The following is a 16,128-nucleotide window of genomic DNA, read 5'->3' on the forward strand; positions in this document are numbered from 1 at the left end:
ATTAAGCGGATAAAAGATAGAATTATGATTTTTGAAATAATAACTTAGCGGAATCAAACGGAATTATGCGGATTACAATTATTCTTTTCGAGCATGAGAAGCATATTAATTGCAACCTTATGAAATTAAAAGATTATTTCATTGATGGTGTTGAAGATACCCGTTAGCGTACCCGTTTGGTGGGCAGTAGAATAAATAAAGCCCCTTGGGATAGGGGCATTTTAACAGTTATAGCAGTCGGATTAAATAAACAATTACTCATCCGGTGTTTTTAGGCTCTCAACCACACGCTTGACATATGACGCATACCAGAATGTGGTTCGCTTGCCATCAGTATGCGGCTTTTCAATTTCCCCTAACTGGATGCGTTTATAGAATTTGGTCTTTTTGCACTTAAGCAATTCCATAAACTCTTTTGGAGTAATTCGGTAATCAATTTCTAAATTCTGTGCTGCACTCATCATTCACCTCTCAATGCCTAGACTGAGCAATAACTTGCCTGTAGGCAGTCACTTGCTGCTCAAGTAAAACCAATGCCGCTTCTGCACCAAAATGTCCTGCAAGTTGTGAGTTCATAAAAGCAACTGTGCCCATGTATAGTTGCGCGGTCTGTTGCTGGTCAGCCTTAATAGATTCAGCAAACTGTAAAATCATGTTTTGCATCATTGCTGCCAGTTCTTGCGGTGCCTGCTTTAAATCAGTGCTAATTTCAATGCGCTTTTCCATCACTTCCTCCAATCCATCCAGTTGACCAGACTCCGCCGACGTGTATAACGCTGGCGCTTAATCGTAATGCGCCGTTTCATGTCGGCTCCTGTGCTGCTTTAAGCACTTCAATAAATAAGCTTCCAGCAAAAGAATTTTCTACCGTGTAGTGCTCCAGCAAGAAATTAATCGCATCCTGTAGCTCTGCTGGTGCTGGAATTTTCTCTTTGGCACATTCACTTGCGCCGTGGATTGCCAACTTTTGCAAAGCGCCACAAGCTTTATAGAAAAGAATTTCGCTCATCATCCAATCCTCTAAATTCCCGTATCGCCGCAGACGGGTGGCTGCACTCATGAACAATTCGGCTACGCATTACACCTTCCTGACTACTCTTTGCTTGCCTGCGCCAACAGGGGCGTGTGGTTAGAATCCCACTTTCATCATTTCCCGATACGTTACCCGGGGTACAAGTCACTTACCGTATGCTGTGACTGAGCCAGCTTGCCAACTTTAAAAGCTGGCTTCCTTGCTGTGCGGGGCGGTTAAATTCGCATTGGCATAACAACAACATTAAATTCAGAGCCACCAGCAGCAAAGATAGCTGATGCAGCATGGTTGCCATTGGTTCTTATTCCGGTAAGCTGTTTGCCCAGTATTTTTGCAATCTTGTGCAGGTCTATAAGATATTTGACGTTAATGATTGATTCGCTATCAGTAAGGTCATCAGGTTTTGGTATTACTCGCCGCCAGTCCGGATAGGCGCCATCAATTGGATTGATACCCATTTCAAACCAGTTGCAATCAGAGAACCAATGCTTGCCAGATTTTATAAGCGTGATCTGTTTATCCCGACCTCTCGAACGCAAGTAGTCTTTGTTGCTGAGAAGCATTTCAAAAACTTGGCGCGGGATGATGTCATTTACTACTTCATCATCAGCAAAGCCTTCATGCTCAATCTTGCAATAGGCAAGGCGGTGACCATCGGTTGATGCTAAGTTGCATTCACCATTTTGAATAACTACATTGATACCTGTTAAGTAGTACCGAACATCCAGAGTGGCAGCAGTAATCAGCAATGCTTTTGCTACCGAAACTGGAATGTGTATTTTTTTATCATTCATCATATTTCCCTCGTTACGCTGCCATATCCAGCATGCGGTTAATTACATTCTGTGCATCGGCTTCGTTGTCAAAATGACGTGACAGCACAAAACGCCAAGCTACTCCAAATGCGTTCTTATAAAACTCGTTGAATTCGGTTTGACCCATTGTTGCGAAGTTGATTGACTTAGGACGTTTCTCTAAATCACCATTGGGCAGGCGGACTACATCAAAGTAACCGCACTCATTTTTAAGCCACTTGTGAATCTCTAATGTGCTGGCCGGAATAGGGTTAATCAGCTTGGCAGCACGACGATTGCTCAAGTCCTGCAAATAATCCTGCTGCAATGCCTGCGATTGCTCATCTGTCAGCTTGATGCCTTTACGCTGCAAGTAGGTGCAGAACGAAGCAGCCGTATTGACCTCAACACGATTAACAAGCCCGGTTTGCGGTTCCCAATAGTCCTTAACCAATCCAATCAAGCCGCCAAAATACAGCTTGTGATGCTGTAAGCTGCGGTCATTGTTCTTGGGCTTAACGCACTCAGTCTTAACGGCCTGACCAATCTTGTAAGTCGCACGCATCAGGGCATGATCATGCTCAGTAGCTGGAACCAGCGCATGGCCATTGCAGATCATCATTAGCTCTTGCATGGCTTAGTCCTCAACTCCGAAACACGATGATCAATACGCGCCATGTTTAGGTAGAGTGGCGTATAGTCAGGGTTCGGCTCATGGCTATATTTATGATTCATGATTGCCATTACGCCGCGCTTTACTAGCACAAGGTTTTCAAGGCTGCAATTGAGCTTATCCCCATCCTTAAATGCAATAATGTGACCTTTAGGTATAGCGCCGTTTACCTTTTCCCAAACATAATGGTGTTTTAAGACCATACGTCGATGACCTTCAACTTTGGCATAAACATAGCCATCCCTATCTATTCGTTCATGTCCAACTGGCTTTGCGGTGGCTGGGATATTCCCTTTCTTGAAGGTAGACTTTGGACTGACTTGAAGGCCTTTCATGCCTTTATTCCAAGTTTTCATACCTTTTGCGAAGCAACCAGTACGGCCAGTTTTCCAGCCTTTGCGGGTACAAAGACCCTTGATCTGGTCATAAGTAAATGCAGTCCCAAATTGCTGATTAACCAGTGCTGTTAAAGCATGCCGCTCCATTTCCTTATGCTGTTCAATAAACTCAAGCTGTGCTGCTGTATACTGAATATAAAAACCTTTAGGCATCTTGTTTAGCTCCTATCATGGCTGGCAGGCTCACCACTCCTTTTTGATAGTCAACCCTGAACTTTTCTGCATCCATAGCAAGTCTGGCATTTTCTATGATCTGAGCTGCTACGCCTGTCATAGCCTTTGAGCGGCCTAACTCATTCTGCAATGCTTCACCTGATAATGTTTCATCACCAAGACGCTCAAGTTGTGCGAATAGGTGATCATTTAAGTCGATTAATTTGTTTCTCATCCCAATCTCCTAAGCCTGAGCCATTTCATTACGGACAATTGGCTTCCAGACCCGTGCAAACTCTGCCAAGTCATAAGCCACTTCCCTGACTTCTTCTGCCATGCCCTTATAGGCAAACTGCTCTAAAACATGGTATTTCTTGATCAGGATTTCATATAAACCGTGTTCATTGGGTACTGCTGGCAATCCGGCATGTTCAAACACCTGATAGGCAAAATGACACTTCTTGCGCATTGCCAGATAAGCACGCCATTGCAGGGAATCCATGTAACGGTCTTGGTCAAACTGGGCTGTCAACTTATGGTCAATCACTTTAAATGCGGTTTCAGCATCAATCTTGCCGACCAATACGACACCGGGCAGAATTTCCCATTCATACTTGCGCTCACGGACTGAGCCGAGTTCCAGTGTGCCGTTTAGGTCATTGGGCAGGGTAAACTTGTAATTATCCTGTATGAGCTGAATAAGGCCATTTTCAAGGATGTTATGAAACGCAGTTCCGGCAGCCATAGCAGGGGATTGTTTAAACTCGCCAAATAGCTGTTGTGCCAGTTCCTCGCTAGTGACTTCATCGTTCTGCATGCCAGACACATAAGTGTCCAGCATGGTGACGGATAGGCGGATAGGGGTCATAGGTCACCGCCTTGCTTTTTATCTAAAAGTTCAAGGCCACCAACCAACATAACTAGCCCAAAAAGAACAATCAAAAAGCAAAAAAATACAAATTCATAAGCTCCCATTGCTTTGCTCCTCATGACAAATACATGCAGGGCAAACCCAACCATCTTTTCTTTTCTGCCAGCCTGCCCAAGCCGCTGATTCAAGTAATTCAGCTACACCAGCCGATACAGCAGATTTTGTATTGCCATACATTTCCATCGGCCCATAGTTATCATCTGATAAGCACCTATTGCTAGTTCGGCCAGCGCCACGCCTATCACAGCGCAATTCCATCCAGAAGCTCATAAGTCAGCCTCCTTAGCCACAAACACCTTGCCAGCCTTATCCCAGTTAAAGCCCAGTCCGTTTGCCATACTGACTACGGATTCCCACATTTCGCGCACATAGGGGTGTGACTTGTTCAGCTTGGCCTGCATACCCTGTAGCGTTTCAATGGACTCAGCAGCCATACATTCAGCGCGCCAGTCATTCAATTCACCCATGGCTTGTGCCTGTGATTCGCTCAATGAATTAATATGGGTTTTGGCTTGCTCGATAATGCCTGCCAGAGTGTCCGGCACATTGTCCAGATTGGGTAGGGAAATATTGCCGATAGCACCGGAATCCTTGGCATGGTGACTGGCAGATGGAGCAAAGCTAATCAGTTTCTCAGCGCCATCGCGGCCTTGAATCGTGGTCATATACCCCATCATATCGGCCACTTTGTAGGCTTCTTTTTTACTGCCGCCGACCATATCGGGGCGAATAATCAGGTCATCGCCTTTCTTATCTTCGGCAGAGTGAGCCAGTAGCACCACGTCCTTACCAAATGAACGCAGGATGTTCAGCCAGCCTGTGAAACGCTTATTGAGCGTGCCATAGCCTTGAATGGATAGCTCCTTACTGTTCTTGCGGCAGTTCTTCTGGTCTTTCACCAAGTCCGCAATAATTACATCCAGCATTCGGCCAGCAGTATCAATGATGATGGTGTCGTAACCTGCAAGGTCACTGGCTTCAATAGTGGCAACATCAGCCCATGTCTTAACTGGGACGGTATCCTTACGAAACTTGCCAGCCCGGTGAGCACCTGCATCAAAGTCAAACAGGATGGGATTCTTGGCACTAAAGGCCAGTGAGGTTTTGCCGATGCCCGGATCGCCATAAATAAAGACAATTAGGTTCTCAACGCGCATGGGCTCAGCAGCAGTAACGATTCTTAAGGCCATTCTCTGGTACTCCTCAGACTTAGGCGGATTATTTGTGCTTTGCCAATTCACGCAAATAAGCGCGGTAGGTTTGGCGGCTGGGGAAATCTTCACGGGGTTTGCCGGGCTTGGCTGGCTCAACTTCTACATTGCGCACATAGCCGGATGACTTGCCTTCCATGCGGTCAATACTTTGCAGCATGGCAATTGCAATTGCGGCACTATGTAAACTCAATAATCTGCTCATCACTCACCCCTTAAACGAATGCTTGTCTAAAAATGCAAACATATCGTCCAGTTCATCAGGCTCGGCATTCTTTGCTGCTGTGCGCTCCTGATACTCAACCTGATGTTCAATGGCCTGAATGAATTGCTGCATTTCCCATGCGTTTTCATTGGCAAATGCGCTAGTTACATCAATCTCCAGACCATCCATGCACCACACGCAAATTTTGCTAATCTTGGTGCAGGCCTCAACATCACGCTTACCAGTGCTGATGCCTTCGGGGTTTTCAATGTCGTACCACTCGGTTGTGGTAGCGTGTTCAATAATGAATGTGGCTTGACCAATGGCCAGTTCCGCCTTATCCATGGTGCAGCACAGGACTTCAACCAGTTGGCTATTTAAAGCACTTGGATTAAATTGCATGTTCATATCAGCCACCCATTACCCAAACGATTAAAATGATTACTGTCATCAGCACTGCAAAACCCTTGATGTCGCCTGCTGACTCAGCCCGTTTCTCACACTCCCTTGCAATGTCCATGTCATTCACCTTGCTTAGCCGTGAATGAGAGTAGGGCGCGTGCGTGTAGCTCTGCTGCTTCCTGGGTTAAATGCACAGCACCGTTCCTTAGGCGAATTCTGTGAAATTTATTGGAATCCCAATTGTCTGCCCCATATCCATGCTCGCATGCATGGTTGACATACCAATACTCGCAGCCACTGTCCAATGGCTTACGAACAGGCTCAGGGACTTCAAAACCATTGATGTTGATAGTCTTTGGCTTGATGCGGAATTCATTCATATCGCTTTCAAAAGCACTGAGAGAGGCAGTTTTAGGGACATCTCGCCAGCAAGAGCCATGTTCATCACGCTTCACTTCAACTTCCTGACCATCTGCCCAAGCCTTTAAATACTCGGCATGCAATACTGGCTTGCCCATGATCAACCCCCAACAAACCAGCTAGCCACAGCAGCTACACCAAACCCCACAACCATGCTGCTAAGGCTCACACGGTTATAGACACGTTCAATCATGCCCGGCTGACGAATCAGCTTAGGTGTTGCATGAACCAGCTTGCCGGATGCACCGGACTTGCGGGGGAGAGGCATTGTTTGAGTTTTCATCTTGTTTGCTCATGTTGTTGGGCATGAGTTAAGAATACTTTACCTTTTATATAAAGTAAAGACAGCTTTACTATTATTTTGCATTTATTTTACTTTTCTTTACTTTTAAATTTTGGAGGACAAACAAAAACCCGCACAGGGCGGGCTAAACTTGGTTCGCATCATGTTAGTGTTTTCTTGTGCGCTTGCGCTTTGAGCCACCAATTGGCCTAAAACCATCAACCACAATACCTATAAGCCTTGTATCTTCGTCAAACTCAATAATATTAGGCTTCCAGTCTGGATTGAGTGCCTGCAAATATTTACGCCCATTGTTCTCAATGATTAACTTTTTAAAGGTTTCACCCTCATAGTTATGAATAACAATAATGTCACCAGAAACTAATTCATCTGGATAAATAGTGGGATCAACCTGAATAAAGTCCCCTTCTTGATACTTTGGAAAGTTACTAATCCCTTTCACTTCCAAGTAAAAACATTTATCGCAATCATCATCACTCAAAGCTGGATACCACTCCTTAATATCAGTCACTTCAACCGGGCCAGCACTTGTCAAGTTTCCAGCCTGAACCCAAGATAAAACAGGCAACATTCTTACATTATTAATTCGCTGAGCGTTGCTCTGATTTGCAGCTTTAACATCCTGGTTTAAAGCCATGGGTGCTTTTTCGCCAGCCAACCACATTGGGTTTACATCTAGGTACTCGGCAGCCTTCAGGAGTAATGGGCCATCAATTGTTTGCGTGGGGCCATTAAACCAATAACCAACAGTTTGCTTCGATGTATCGCACTGCCTAGCAATTTCGGCTTTAGTAACAATCTTGCCTAGTTGTTTAGCGTGTGTCGCGGCCTGCGCCATTCGCTCCTGAAGCGTACTCATCTTAAGAATAATCCGAAAATAGTAAAGCTAGCTTAACCGTTAATTAGTAAATTGTACTTGTCTTTTATGGGTCAAGTATGCTTTACTAAAGGTATTAAGCAGTAAAAGGTTTTTAACTATGCAAATTCTCATGAAAAAAGAAGATGCGCTTAAAACATTCAAAAGCCCATCAGGAATTGCAAAGGCTATTGGTGTGACAAAGCAGGCTGTTAGCCAGTGGGGCGACACAGTGCCAGAAGCATCTGCTTTGAAGCTTTTGCGAGTTAATCCAAGCATTCCCCACACTGAAACAAAACAAGCCACCGCTTAACCCAACCATTTTATTTACCCGGAAAAGAACATGAGCACATCTTCTCTCGTACTCAGTCCAATGTCAGCAAACGCGTTAAGCATGGTTTTGACTGGTCTTGAAAATGCGAAGCAGGCCAACATTGCCAGCCAGCTCAATCTGGACGCTGGCACGCTGTCAAAGTTAATCAACACCAAGCGCAGCAATGGATTGAGCGACCTTGAAAGCTTTTTGGTGATGCTGGAATTGCTTGGATTGAAGATCGTAGACGGTAACGATGTTTATTGTTCTCAGGAAGTGGCAGAGGCAACTCGCGTGTATTTACGCAATGCCTTTAACTCACCTGACTACATGCGGATTTTATTCAAATAAACAAAAAGCCCCATCAGGCAACTGACGGGGCTTTCGTGCTTGTGGTGACACACAAGCGAATAAGTCGAAGCAGGGAAATTAAACCATGAATCAATTATGCAAACAAGTGGCAACAGTAACTGGTCATGACTGCGCACTAAAACGCCTTGAGAGTGATGCACTGGCAGCTCAGGTCGCTGAACATCTAGCCCATGGCGGCACAGTGACTGTGGTTCCCGGCTATGCGCCTAAGCCTCGCCCAGTCAGCTACATGTCCAAGAACGTGCAGCAGAGTATTACCAAGAAAGATGAAAAGACCCGCCAGATGAAAGTGCTTGAGCTGGTGAAAAAGGGTTTATCCAACTCAGGCGATATTGCCAACGCACTCAAGATTGACGTGAAAGAGGCCAATAGCACCCTGCGCCAGATTGAGAAAAAAGGACTGGTGAAAGGTGCATTTGTTGGCAATTCCACAGCAAAGGTCTGGAAAGTACCTGGAGAGAAAGCAGCATGAATGCATCCATCTCACAAACCACCAGTCAGAACATGACCGTGCTTAAGCACATCAAAGAGCATGGCTCTATCACATCCATGGATGCCATCAAACAATACAACATAACCCGCCTGGCTGCGCGTATTTGCGATTTAAGGTCAGCAGGCCACCAGATATTTGCCTATCCCGAAAAGAACGCACAGGGCAGCTATCACGCGCGTTATATGTTTAAGAAGGAAGATAGCCATGAGTAAGTCTATTATCCGTGCCGAAAAAAACCGTGACAATCCTTATGTGATGATTGCCCGCCTTGTGTTTGAAGATGAGCGTTTATCCTGGAAAGCCAAGGGTATTATTGGCTACCTGCTATCACGTCCGGACAACTGGCAGGTGAACGTGGCAGACCTGCAAGGACGCAGCACAGATGGCCGTGATTCGTGCTATGCCGGATTAAAGGAACTGGCAGACCATGGCTATATCGAAAAGCGTCAATTGCGCGAAAATGGCAAGCTGGCAGGCTATGAATATGTAGTTTTTGAGACCCCGCGTACTGCTGAAAATCAGTCTATTTCACCTGCTGTTTCCGGCAAACCCGTAAACGGAAATGCCGTATCCGGAAAATCCCCCACTAATAATAAAGAATATAAAATAATAAATGAAAATAATAAAAGGCCATCTGCCGATGACCGTGGCGATTCGTTCAATTCGTTTTGGGCAATCTATCCACGCAAGGTCAAAAAAGACGCTGCACTCAAGGCATGGAACAAGATCGCTAAGTCTGAGTTTAATCCTGAAGCAATCATTGCAGCCCTTCAAAACCAGATCAGGGCAGTGTACGCAAACCGGGCAATGGACAAAATCCCACATGCATCCACATGGCTGAACGGCAAGCAATGGAACGATGAAGTTGCGGGGCAGGCCAATACACAACCAGCCCAGACCGCAAAAACCATCCAGACCTATGAGCCGGATTATTACAAACCAGTCCAGTTGCCTGAAATCAGACTTGAATCTACACCAGAGCAGGCCGCAGCAGCCCGTGAAGCCTACCAGCAGCTTATGCAAGTGATGGGGAGAGCGTAATGGGAAACCTGGCACTAGGGCTTGAGAGCCTCTACAAAATCAGTTTTGAGCAAGCAGTGCTAGCCGCGCTGATGACGATTAACGGCAGTATTGAATCGCTACCAGCCGGATTTGATGGGCATGTATTTTTTGCCGAGCGCCATCAATTGATCTATGCGGCCATCTGCGCACTTGACCGTAAAAACCAGCCCTATGACGCCACCATGGTTTTTGAAGAAATCAAAGACAATGGCACGTTAGAGCTTGCAGGCGGTGAACCGTACTTGCTAAAGCTTCTGGCTGAAAGCCCGTCCAGCCTGTACAACATAGGTGCTTATGCTGACAAACTGATTGATTTGGCAGCACGCAGACAGGCACTCAATGCACTTGATACAGCGCGTTCCCATTTACTCAGCAATCCGGATACTCCAGCGCAAGAGGTGATTGCTGGCGCGGTTGCTGGCGCACTTGAATCATGTGCTGACAATGCAGATAGCGAAGCTGATGTCAAAGAGCTAATGCGCGGATTTATTCATAACATTGAAAATCCTAACCCATTAAAGCGTGGCTATCACACTGGATTTGAGAAACTTACCAATACTTTAAATGGCCTGCGTGCCGGGCAACTGATTGTTGTGGGTGCGCGTCCCGGTCTGGGCAAAACAACACTGGCCATGAACATTGCTGATGGTGTTATGGCTGATACGGGCAAGCAGGTTTTATTTTTCTCAATGGAAATGGAAAAGCCTGAGCTTATGGAACGCTATATGTCCAGTGTAACTGGTGTGCCACTACACAATATACGTTCTGGGCAACTCAGCGATGAACAACGGAGTGAAATCTTCAGAAAGAGTGCGGTCATTTTACAGGAACGCAAACTGACAATTGACGATCAATCCAAGCGCGCACCCCACCAGATCATGCTTACTGCCCGCCGCGCAATGCGCAAAGCTCCTGTTGGCCTGATTGTGGTGGACTATCTGCAATTAATGACCCATCCGGAATATCGAGAAAACCGCTTTCAGGAAATCAGTGCAATCAGCCGTGACTTAAAAGCCATGGCAAAAGACCTGGGCTGCCCCGTGCTGGCACTGGCACAACTTAACCGTGAAGCTGCAAAGCCGGGGGTTAAGCCACGAATTGACCACATGGGTGAGTCTGGACAGATTGAGCGCGACGCGGATGTAATCCTTTTATTGCATCGTGATGAGATTGAGAAAAATGATGATGCGCCACCTGAGCACCTGCCCGGTGAAACAGAGCTGATTATTGCCAAGCACCGCAATGGCCCCAAAGGCACTATTAAGCTCATATTTGAAGCAAGTTGCAGCCGCTACGTTGAAAAAGAAGCGTATGGCGCAGGAGGTCACAATGACTTCTGAGCAACTCATTCATGCCCTATATCTCATCCATGAGCTTGAACAGGTTGAGCTTGAGCGCAAACGCCAGAAAACACCAATGCCGTGGCTGAGTGTGCAGGAAGCTATAGACCTGATTGCCCATAGGCTCACATGGCCAAAAGGCATGGCACTTGATGCCATTAACCATCTCTTGGGGAAAGCCCAGCTTGCCATCCACGAATCAGGCCGCGCTATTCGCCCACTACTAAACCAATATCCTAGTTTAAAGGACTAAGCCAATGAACACTCTAAAAACCGAACGTGAAATTCTAAAAGTTGGTCAAGCAGTTACAGCAACTAAGGACATTGTACAGGGCGCAGATGAGTATTCGCCCGGTGGTATTTATGCAAAAAAAGGAACTGTGCTGATTATCCGGGAAGTCTCTCCTGAAGGTAGATTTTTTCAGTATTACGTTTCCCATGAGCGCGTTCTCGACAACTCTTTTGGGGTCAAAGCCGATGAGATAAAAGCATTGGAGCAAACAGCATGAAACTACAAAACCTGACCTTGCAGCAGTTGAAAGAGATTGTGGATGGTGCGCCAGAGGGGGCAACTCACGTTGTTGATTATGATGGCATAGAGAAATATGACTACTTAAAAGACCCTGATACATGGGTAGCATGGTATGGCTCGCATTGGAATAAGCCCGGATTACTGATTGATTTAAGCGATAAAACAATTATCAAACTATCAAACATTCGCACCCGTATTGCAGAGCTTGAGCCTAAACAAAAATATGACTGGTCAAACGTGCCTGATGTTGTTAATTGGCTGGCGACTGATAAGGATGGTGACTGCGCATGGGGATTTTTGGAAGAGCCTGTAATTGAGCTGGAAGATGGAGAGTGGCGTCCAGTTGCTCCCTATACTGAAATTTATATCAATGGAAGCAATGGGACTGTAGCGGCCTACAAAGGCGACTGGCAGGAATCACTAGAACAGCGAAAATTTAAAATAGGCGACAAGGTTACCTTTATCCGCAATATAGAGCCTTTCCAATGGGGCGCAAAGGAAAAAGTCTATGAAGTGGTTGATGTGGCTGATAATTTGCCGACATCAACCGACCAGAGGGTGTGGCTAGATACCACTGCATCATCCCCGCACCTAAGCCGGAACTTGTGCTTAGCAACAGCTATAGGTCAGTTGGGCATAGAAGATTTGCCTGTTCATGGCGAGCCTATTAGCTCAGAGATAATAACTAATGAGCCTGTTATTGATGGACCACAAACTCAGCTCGACAACGAAGCTGCACTGTTTAATGAGCCTCTGACCGAGTGTGAGCTTATCGCTGATCCCGTCAATCATCCATCGCACTACACATCAGACCCAAGTGGCATTGAGTGCATCCAGATTACCCGTCACCGTAATTTCAATATCGGCAATGCTATTAAATATCTATGGCATGCTGGCCTAAAAGACCAGTCTGCCACAGTCCAGGATCTGCAAAAGGCCATCTGGTACATCAACGACGAGATTGAGCGTTTGAAAGGGGAGCAGGGGGAATGAGTACAGTAGAAATTTACAATGAACCCATTACTGGCCGTCTTTTCGTGGTTGGTGATATTCATGGCTGCTATAGCTTGCTCATGGCCGAACTTGCCAAGCGCGGCTTTGATTTCAATAACGACTTACTAATATCTGTTGGTGATTTGATTGATCGTGGCCTGCAAAACCAAGAGTGTGTCGGATTGATTGGAAAGTCTTGGTTCAAAGCGGTTCGCGGTAATCACGAGCAGTTTTGCATCGAGGGCTTTCTTGATTACAACATAGCTCGCCAACATGTCATGAGCAATAACGGTGGCGCATGGTTCTATCAGTTAAATAATCACATCCAGCAGCAAATTGTTAGCAAATTTCAATCCTTGCCCATTGCCCTTGAGATTAGTTTTAAGGGTAAGAAGTACGGCTTTGTGCATGCCCATGTTGAGCAAAACGACTGGGAAGAATTTAAGGCTGAATTAAATGCTGGTGGCAGTGAATCATATCGCTCGCCAGTAGACATGGCACTTTGGAGCCGTGACCGTGTTTATGCACATTCCAGCGAAAACCAATATCAGGCCATAAAAAATATTGATGAAGTTTACTTGGGGCATACCGTCTTGCCGCGGCCTATGCGTAAGCACAATTGCATCTTTATTGACACAGGGGCTTTCCATACAACGCTGCTGACTGTCATTGAGTTGAAAGGAGAGCAACATGGCGCACCAGTTTCAGTACCACGAGAGGATCAATCCGACACTTGTCCGGGAAGCAATGGAATGGGCAATCAGGGAGAGAAAACCAATGCGTAAATTTGATGTATGGAAATGCGCAGAGTGTGGCAAGGAGGCTCCAGCTACCGCCCATCAAATGCGTAAAACATATTGTTCAATGAGCTGTATGGCTCTTGGTTATTCCAAAAGAATGCAGGGTGACTCTAATCCAAACTTTAAGAGTGCCGCGCTCAAGACCTGTGTGGGCTGCAATAAAGAGTTTAAATCATACAATAAGACACGCAAATATTGTTCACATAAGTGTTATCAGTCAGAAAGAGCCTTATTGCAGGCATCCAAGCCACTCAAAACAAAACAAAAATCAAAAACTGCTAAGGCTACACAAAAGAATTTATCGCCAAAAGTTAAAAATTCAGTAAAGCCCAAAAAGAGCAATTACATACCAAGACCCAGAATTAAGCATATGACAAATTGTGGTCATTGCAATCAAGAGTTCCAATCGTCAAAGAGTCAGGCTCGCAAATTTTGTAGTTATGAATGTTTTTTAGATAGCGGTGGTGCACAAAGAGCAGGAGAAGCAGCAGCTATGGCCAAAAGAGCTTATGGAAACAAGAAAGATGCAAATCACAATGAAATATTTGATGCCTTAAGAAAGATTATTCCAGTGCGTGATTTGAGTGATGCTGGCTGTGGTGTGCCAGATGGAATTGCATGGATTAAGGATGGTTGGCATTTATTTGACGTAAAAAATCTTAAAACCGCCTATGGCCGCCGTGGTTTAAACCCCCGACAAAAACAATGGTCGAATGATTGGCGTGGCGGGGCTGTTTATCTGATCCACGATGTTGATGAAGCGATTTTATTTGCAACAGGCAAGTTTGATCAGCTTAAGAAATTTCCAGAGGAAAACCGGATATGAGAATAAGCATTAGACGCTGGCAGGGTCAAAAGGCGGTGGTTAATTCAGTAGATGCGGCTATTCAAGTGATTGTGAATTTGGGTGAGGGCTGAGTGATGAACCAAGCAGTTAAAATCTGGAATAAAGAAATTAAAGGCCATCTGTTTGCTGTGGGTGATTTGCACGGCTGCTACAACCTGTTAATGCTCAAGCTTCAGCAGATTGGCTTTGACTTTGAAAATGACTTGCTGGTGTCTGTGGGTGACTTGGTAGACCGTGGCATTCAAAACCTTGAGTGTATCGGCTTGCTGGATCAGCCATGGTTTACCGCAGTGCGTGGCAATCATGAGCAACTTTGTATTGATGCGCTGGTGCATCCAGCCTCCAAGCGTTGCCATGTTGGCAATGGCGGTGAATGGTTTTATGAGTTGGATGACCAGCAGCAAGACCAGATCGTCAAGAAGTTTAAGAAGTTGCCCTATGTGCTAGAGATAGATCATAAGGGCGAGAAATTTGGATTTGTCCATGGTCATATTGAGCAGAACGATTGGGAGCAATTCAAGCAGACATTCCAGGATAAAGACAGACAGCGCGGCGCAAAGGATTTGGCAATTTGGGGTCGTGAGCGGTTTGACATGAATCCCAAACATAAGACGGTTACTGGTGTTGATGCGGTAATTATGGGGCATACCGTCACACCAAAGCCGTTTAAGCGTGACAACTGCTATTTCATTGATACAGGCGCAGTCCATTGGGGAACATTGACTGTAATGAGGCTAGGGTAAGGGGAAGGGATATGAGCGTAGCAATTAAAGGCGTAGTGCAGGAAGAAAAGTTTGATGTCATTGATATGCTGGCTCTACTCAATGACCAGCCGCCGGAAATGGGCAAAGGGCGAGGCGGTAGGCCGAAGTACACCAAGGCGGACGTATTGGAAGCTATGGTGGGCTTGCCGGATCATATTGTGCGTTATGCGTACCTGCTGGCTGGTAATCTGCATATTGAGCGTGTGCAGGAAATCATCTATCCGGTTGCTGATGATGAGTTTGATGATGAATCAGGACGGGAAGCACCGAAGCGTAAACGCAAGGAACGTGAAAAACCAGTGGTACTCAATACCCGTGTGCTGATTAAAGATGCTGACTTCTTTCGTGTGCGTAATGTGGTGCGTGTCTTTATCAATGAAGTGCTGAAAACAGACAAGAAACGGCCAAAGGTAGGGGAACTGGACATTATGGCTAAGGGTCTGGCGCAGTGTGCATTGAAGATGCGCTTGTATCGCAACCATTACACGCTAGAGAACGAGATAGTCATGGCTGGGTTTAGTATGGCTAAAAACAATTACGCTAAAACATGGCAGGTTTATCGCGTTCTAGCCACATCTGAACTGATGCTTTGGGAAGATCAGATACGCCTAAAGCTAAAGCAATTGTTTGATTGTTCGACTGCTTGACAGTTGGGTAACGAAATAGTATAAGTATTTCTATAGTGGGCGTTTTATGAATGTATTGCTCACATCAAATTCAAAGGTCGCCTGTGCGGCCTTTTTTGTTGTCACTTATCAGCGTGTCAACACAGATAGGCAAAGTAGAACAATAAGACACTTACACTTGATTTGGGCAATGTTGCCTTTTCAGGAGTAAGTGCAATGTGCACTCCATTAAACGAAAAATCTATTAATGTTTGGGCTGTAGATAGTGTAGGTGTTTTATTTCCTGCAAGGGCCATTTATTCAGTAAAGTCATGCGCTAATGTTCATATAACAAGCATTGACCGCATTGATTTGTGCAGTGGCAAGCGGCTGATAAAGAGAGAGTTTGATACTTTCTTTGATGAATCTGGTCAAGGCTATGATATTCGGGCCAGAAAAACACTATTAGGTTAAATTTAAACAGCATTAAGGCTCACTACGGTGGGCTTTTTTGTTGCCTGAGGAAAGGTTATGGCTTGGCTCAGACAATTTTGTGATTGGTTCAAGTGGTACTACTGGACTTCAACGAAATGCAAGCATGACGAAGGCCGTTGGATTCATTTCAAT

Annotated in this window: 29 protein-coding genes; 14 read left to right on the plus strand and 15 right to left on the minus strand. The window is 45.5% G+C overall.

Annotated features, from left to right (window positions below):
• Positions 1-254: 254 nt before the first annotated feature.
• The 15 genes from Q337_RS0101440 to Q337_RS0101520 form a co-directional block, all read right to left on the minus strand.
• Positions 255-464 (minus strand): helix-turn-helix transcriptional regulator, encoded by a 210-nt coding sequence (locus tag Q337_RS0101440; protein ID WP_228133061.1) that lies wholly within the window; start codon positions 462-464, stop codon positions 255-257.
• 7 nt (positions 465-471) lie between these two features.
• Complete coding sequence (locus Q337_RS0101445) at positions 472-726, minus strand: hypothetical protein (RefSeq protein WP_026470066.1); 255 nt, start codon at positions 724-726, stop codon at positions 472-474.
• Positions 727-802: 76 nt separating this feature from the next.
• Positions 803-1,060: a hypothetical protein gene (locus Q337_RS0101450; RefSeq protein WP_026470067.1), complete on the minus strand. Its 258-nt coding sequence runs from the start codon at positions 1,058-1,060 to the stop codon at positions 803-805.
• Positions 1,061-1,248: 188 nt separating this feature from the next.
• The gene (locus Q337_RS0101455; RefSeq protein WP_026470068.1) at positions 1,249-1,830 is read right to left on the minus strand and encodes a DNA polymerase III subunit beta family protein; all 582 of its coding nucleotides are present in this window, start codon (positions 1,828-1,830) and stop codon (positions 1,249-1,251) included.
• 10 nt (positions 1,831-1,840) lie between these two features.
• The gene (locus tag Q337_RS0101460) at positions 1,841-2,461 is read right to left on the minus strand and encodes a DUF1367 family protein (protein WP_026470069.1); all 621 of its coding nucleotides are present in this window, start codon (positions 2,459-2,461) and stop codon (positions 1,841-1,843) included.
• Entirely contained in the window at positions 2,449-3,051 is a 603-nt protein-coding gene (locus Q337_RS0101465) for an HNH endonuclease signature motif containing protein (RefSeq protein WP_026470070.1), read from the minus strand. The genes Q337_RS0101460 and Q337_RS0101465 overlap by 13 nt, the downstream gene beginning before the upstream one ends.
• On the minus strand, positions 3,044-3,286 hold the full coding sequence (locus Q337_RS0101470; RefSeq protein WP_026470071.1) for a hypothetical protein: 243 nt from the start codon (positions 3,284-3,286) through the stop codon (positions 3,044-3,046). Before Q337_RS0101470 ends, Q337_RS0101465 begins: the two co-directional genes overlap by 8 nt.
• 9 nt (positions 3,287-3,295) lie before the next feature.
• A complete protein-coding gene (locus tag Q337_RS0101475; RefSeq protein WP_026470072.1) occupies positions 3,296-3,919 on the minus strand; it encodes a hypothetical protein in 624 nt (207 codons plus the stop codon).
• A complete protein-coding gene (locus Q337_RS18730; RefSeq protein ID WP_156935675.1) occupies positions 3,916-4,110 on the minus strand; it encodes a hypothetical protein in 195 nt (64 codons plus the stop codon). Before Q337_RS18730 ends, Q337_RS0101475 begins: the two co-directional genes overlap by 4 nt.
• Before the next feature lie 138 nt (positions 4,111-4,248).
• Complete coding sequence (locus tag Q337_RS0101490) at positions 4,249-5,172, minus strand: ATP-binding protein (RefSeq protein WP_026470074.1); 924 nt, start codon at positions 5,170-5,172, stop codon at positions 4,249-4,251.
• A gap of 28 nt (positions 5,173-5,200) precedes the next feature.
• The gene (locus Q337_RS0101495; protein WP_026470075.1) at positions 5,201-5,398 is read right to left on the minus strand and encodes a hypothetical protein; all 198 of its coding nucleotides are present in this window, start codon (positions 5,396-5,398) and stop codon (positions 5,201-5,203) included.
• 3 nt (positions 5,399-5,401) lie between these two features.
• A complete protein-coding gene (locus tag Q337_RS0101500) occupies positions 5,402-5,806 on the minus strand; it encodes a hypothetical protein (protein ID WP_026470076.1) in 405 nt (134 codons plus the stop codon).
• Between the two features lie 113 nt (positions 5,807-5,919).
• Positions 5,920-6,318 (minus strand): hypothetical protein, encoded by a 399-nt coding sequence (locus Q337_RS0101510; RefSeq protein WP_026470077.1) that lies wholly within the window; start codon positions 6,316-6,318, stop codon positions 5,920-5,922.
• A gap of 2 nt (positions 6,319-6,320) precedes the next feature.
• The gene (locus Q337_RS0101515) at positions 6,321-6,503 is read right to left on the minus strand and encodes a hypothetical protein (RefSeq protein ID WP_026470078.1); all 183 of its coding nucleotides are present in this window, start codon (positions 6,501-6,503) and stop codon (positions 6,321-6,323) included.
• Positions 6,504-6,669: 166 nt separating this feature from the next.
• The gene (locus Q337_RS0101520; RefSeq protein WP_026470079.1) at positions 6,670-7,383 is read right to left on the minus strand and encodes a LexA family protein; all 714 of its coding nucleotides are present in this window, start codon (positions 7,381-7,383) and stop codon (positions 6,670-6,672) included.
• Positions 7,384-7,501: 118 nt separating this feature from the next.
• Here Q337_RS0101520 and Q337_RS0101525 point away from each other — a divergent pair, with 118 nt between their 5' ends.
• The 14 genes from Q337_RS0101525 (at position 7,502) to Q337_RS0101595 (ending at position 15,975) form a co-directional block, all read left to right on the plus strand.
• Entirely contained in the window at positions 7,502-7,693 is a 192-nt protein-coding gene (locus Q337_RS0101525; RefSeq protein WP_026470080.1) for a Cro/CI family transcriptional regulator, read from the plus strand.
• Between the two features lie 30 nt (positions 7,694-7,723).
• The gene (locus tag Q337_RS0101530; protein WP_026470081.1) at positions 7,724-8,044 is read left to right on the plus strand and encodes a hypothetical protein; all 321 of its coding nucleotides are present in this window, start codon (positions 7,724-7,726) and stop codon (positions 8,042-8,044) included.
• An 85-nt stretch (positions 8,045-8,129) separates the two neighbouring features.
• Positions 8,130-8,537, plus strand: coding sequence for a response regulator transcription factor (locus Q337_RS0101535; protein ID WP_026470082.1), 408 nt, complete (start codon positions 8,130-8,132; stop codon positions 8,535-8,537).
• Entirely contained in the window at positions 8,534-8,770 is a 237-nt protein-coding gene (locus tag Q337_RS16370) for a helix-turn-helix domain-containing protein (protein ID WP_034279152.1), read from the plus strand. Before Q337_RS0101535 ends, Q337_RS16370 begins: the two co-directional genes overlap by 4 nt.
• Positions 8,763-9,599: a hypothetical protein gene (locus tag Q337_RS18210; RefSeq protein ID WP_051526478.1), complete on the plus strand. Its 837-nt coding sequence runs from the start codon at positions 8,763-8,765 to the stop codon at positions 9,597-9,599. The genes Q337_RS16370 and Q337_RS18210 overlap by 8 nt, the downstream gene beginning before the upstream one ends.
• Positions 9,599-10,960, plus strand: coding sequence for a replicative DNA helicase (locus Q337_RS0101550; RefSeq protein WP_026470083.1), 1,362 nt, complete (start codon positions 9,599-9,601; stop codon positions 10,958-10,960). The genes Q337_RS18210 and Q337_RS0101550 overlap by 1 nt, the downstream gene beginning before the upstream one ends.
• Positions 10,950-11,213 (plus strand): hypothetical protein, encoded by a 264-nt coding sequence (locus Q337_RS0101555; RefSeq protein ID WP_026470084.1) that lies wholly within the window; start codon positions 10,950-10,952, stop codon positions 11,211-11,213. The genes Q337_RS0101550 and Q337_RS0101555 overlap by 11 nt, the downstream gene beginning before the upstream one ends.
• Positions 11,214-11,217: 4 nt before the next feature.
• On the plus strand, positions 11,218-11,469 hold the full coding sequence (locus Q337_RS0101560) for a hypothetical protein (RefSeq protein WP_026470085.1): 252 nt from the start codon (positions 11,218-11,220) through the stop codon (positions 11,467-11,469).
• Positions 11,466-12,485: a DUF3310 domain-containing protein gene (locus Q337_RS19140; RefSeq protein ID WP_228133062.1), complete on the plus strand. Its 1,020-nt coding sequence runs from the start codon at positions 11,466-11,468 to the stop codon at positions 12,483-12,485. The genes Q337_RS0101560 and Q337_RS19140 overlap by 4 nt, the downstream gene beginning before the upstream one ends.
• Positions 12,482-13,270, plus strand: coding sequence for a metallophosphoesterase (locus Q337_RS16380; RefSeq protein ID WP_084494670.1), 789 nt, complete (start codon positions 12,482-12,484; stop codon positions 13,268-13,270). The genes Q337_RS19140 and Q337_RS16380 overlap by 4 nt, the downstream gene beginning before the upstream one ends.
• Positions 13,263-14,111 (plus strand): hypothetical protein, encoded by an 849-nt coding sequence (locus Q337_RS18735; RefSeq protein ID WP_034279153.1) that lies wholly within the window; start codon positions 13,263-13,265, stop codon positions 14,109-14,111. The genes Q337_RS16380 and Q337_RS18735 overlap by 8 nt, the downstream gene beginning before the upstream one ends.
• A 95-nt stretch (positions 14,112-14,206) precedes the next feature.
• Positions 14,207-14,875, plus strand: coding sequence for a metallophosphoesterase (locus tag Q337_RS0101585; RefSeq protein ID WP_026470087.1), 669 nt, complete (start codon positions 14,207-14,209; stop codon positions 14,873-14,875).
• An 11-nt stretch (positions 14,876-14,886) separates the two neighbouring features.
• Positions 14,887-15,543 carry a hypothetical protein gene (locus tag Q337_RS0101590; RefSeq protein ID WP_026470088.1) on the plus strand — a complete coding sequence of 219 codons (657 nt, stop codon included), beginning with the start codon at positions 14,887-14,889 and terminating at the stop codon, positions 15,541-15,543.
• A gap of 195 nt (positions 15,544-15,738) precedes the next feature.
• Positions 15,739-15,975, plus strand: a complete 237-nt coding sequence (locus tag Q337_RS0101595) for a hypothetical protein (RefSeq protein WP_026470089.1) — start codon at positions 15,739-15,741, stop codon at positions 15,973-15,975.
• The last annotated feature ends 153 nt before the right edge of the window (positions 15,976-16,128 follow it).

The organism is Alkanindiges illinoisensis DSM 15370 (genome assembly GCF_000619845.1).
Classification (GTDB): domain Bacteria; phylum Pseudomonadota; class Gammaproteobacteria; order Pseudomonadales; family Moraxellaceae; genus Alkanindiges; species Alkanindiges illinoisensis.

Bases quoted from the DNA above. Each gene is read 5' to 3' on its own strand.
- Q337_RS0101440 (WP_228133061.1), bottom strand. From the start codon at position 464: ATGATGAGTGCAGCACAGAATTTAGAAATTGATTACCGAATTACTCCA.
- Q337_RS0101445 (WP_026470066.1), bottom strand. From the start codon at position 726: ATGGAAAAGCGCATTGAAATTAGCACTGATTTAAAGCAGGCACCGCAA.
- Q337_RS0101450 (WP_026470067.1), bottom strand. From the start codon at position 1,060: ATGAGTGCAGCCACCCGTCTGCGGCGATACGGGAATTTAGAGGATTGG.
- Q337_RS0101455 (WP_026470068.1), bottom strand. From the start codon at position 1,830: ATGATGAATGATAAAAAAATACACATTCCAGTTTCGGTAGCAAAAGCA.
- Q337_RS0101460 (WP_026470069.1), bottom strand. From the start codon at position 2,461: ATGCAAGAGCTAATGATGATCTGCAATGGCCATGCGCTGGTTCCAGCT.
- Q337_RS0101465 (WP_026470070.1), bottom strand. From the start codon at position 3,051: ATGCCTAAAGGTTTTTATATTCAGTATACAGCAGCACAGCTTGAGTTT.
- Q337_RS0101470 (WP_026470071.1), bottom strand. From the start codon at position 3,286: ATGAGAAACAAATTAATCGACTTAAATGATCACCTATTCGCACAACTT.
- Q337_RS0101475 (WP_026470072.1), bottom strand. From the start codon at position 3,919: ATGACCCCTATCCGCCTATCCGTCACCATGCTGGACACTTATGTGTCT.
- Q337_RS0101490 (WP_026470074.1), bottom strand. From the start codon at position 5,172: ATGGCCTTAAGAATCGTTACTGCTGCTGAGCCCATGCGCGTTGAGAAC.
- Q337_RS0101495 (WP_026470075.1), bottom strand. From the start codon at position 5,398: ATGAGCAGATTATTGAGTTTACATAGTGCCGCAATTGCAATTGCCATG.
- Q337_RS0101500 (WP_026470076.1), bottom strand. From the start codon at position 5,806: ATGAACATGCAATTTAATCCAAGTGCTTTAAATAGCCAACTGGTTGAA.
- Q337_RS0101510 (WP_026470077.1), bottom strand. From the start codon at position 6,318: ATGGGCAAGCCAGTATTGCATGCCGAGTATTTAAAGGCTTGGGCAGAT.
- Q337_RS0101515 (WP_026470078.1), bottom strand. From the start codon at position 6,503: ATGAAAACTCAAACAATGCCTCTCCCCCGCAAGTCCGGTGCATCCGGC.
- Q337_RS0101520 (WP_026470079.1), bottom strand. From the start codon at position 7,383: ATGAGTACGCTTCAGGAGCGAATGGCGCAGGCCGCGACACACGCTAAA.
- Q337_RS0101525 (WP_026470080.1), top strand. From the start codon at position 7,502: ATGCAAATTCTCATGAAAAAAGAAGATGCGCTTAAAACATTCAAAAGC.
- Q337_RS0101530 (WP_026470081.1), top strand. From the start codon at position 7,724: ATGAGCACATCTTCTCTCGTACTCAGTCCAATGTCAGCAAACGCGTTA.
- Q337_RS0101535 (WP_026470082.1), top strand. From the start codon at position 8,130: ATGAATCAATTATGCAAACAAGTGGCAACAGTAACTGGTCATGACTGC.
- Q337_RS16370 (WP_034279152.1), top strand. From the start codon at position 8,534: ATGAATGCATCCATCTCACAAACCACCAGTCAGAACATGACCGTGCTT.
- Q337_RS18210 (WP_051526478.1), top strand. From the start codon at position 8,763: ATGAGTAAGTCTATTATCCGTGCCGAAAAAAACCGTGACAATCCTTAT.
- Q337_RS0101550 (WP_026470083.1), top strand. From the start codon at position 9,599: ATGGGAAACCTGGCACTAGGGCTTGAGAGCCTCTACAAAATCAGTTTT.
- Q337_RS0101555 (WP_026470084.1), top strand. From the start codon at position 10,950: ATGACTTCTGAGCAACTCATTCATGCCCTATATCTCATCCATGAGCTT.
- Q337_RS0101560 (WP_026470085.1), top strand. From the start codon at position 11,218: ATGAACACTCTAAAAACCGAACGTGAAATTCTAAAAGTTGGTCAAGCA.
- Q337_RS19140 (WP_228133062.1), top strand. From the start codon at position 11,466: ATGAAACTACAAAACCTGACCTTGCAGCAGTTGAAAGAGATTGTGGAT.
- Q337_RS16380 (WP_084494670.1), top strand. From the start codon at position 12,482: ATGAGTACAGTAGAAATTTACAATGAACCCATTACTGGCCGTCTTTTC.
- Q337_RS18735 (WP_034279153.1), top strand. From the start codon at position 13,263: ATGCGTAAATTTGATGTATGGAAATGCGCAGAGTGTGGCAAGGAGGCT.
- Q337_RS0101585 (WP_026470087.1), top strand. From the start codon at position 14,207: ATGAACCAAGCAGTTAAAATCTGGAATAAAGAAATTAAAGGCCATCTG.
- Q337_RS0101590 (WP_026470088.1), top strand. From the start codon at position 14,887: ATGAGCGTAGCAATTAAAGGCGTAGTGCAGGAAGAAAAGTTTGATGTC.
- Q337_RS0101595 (WP_026470089.1), top strand. From the start codon at position 15,739: ATGTGCACTCCATTAAACGAAAAATCTATTAATGTTTGGGCTGTAGAT.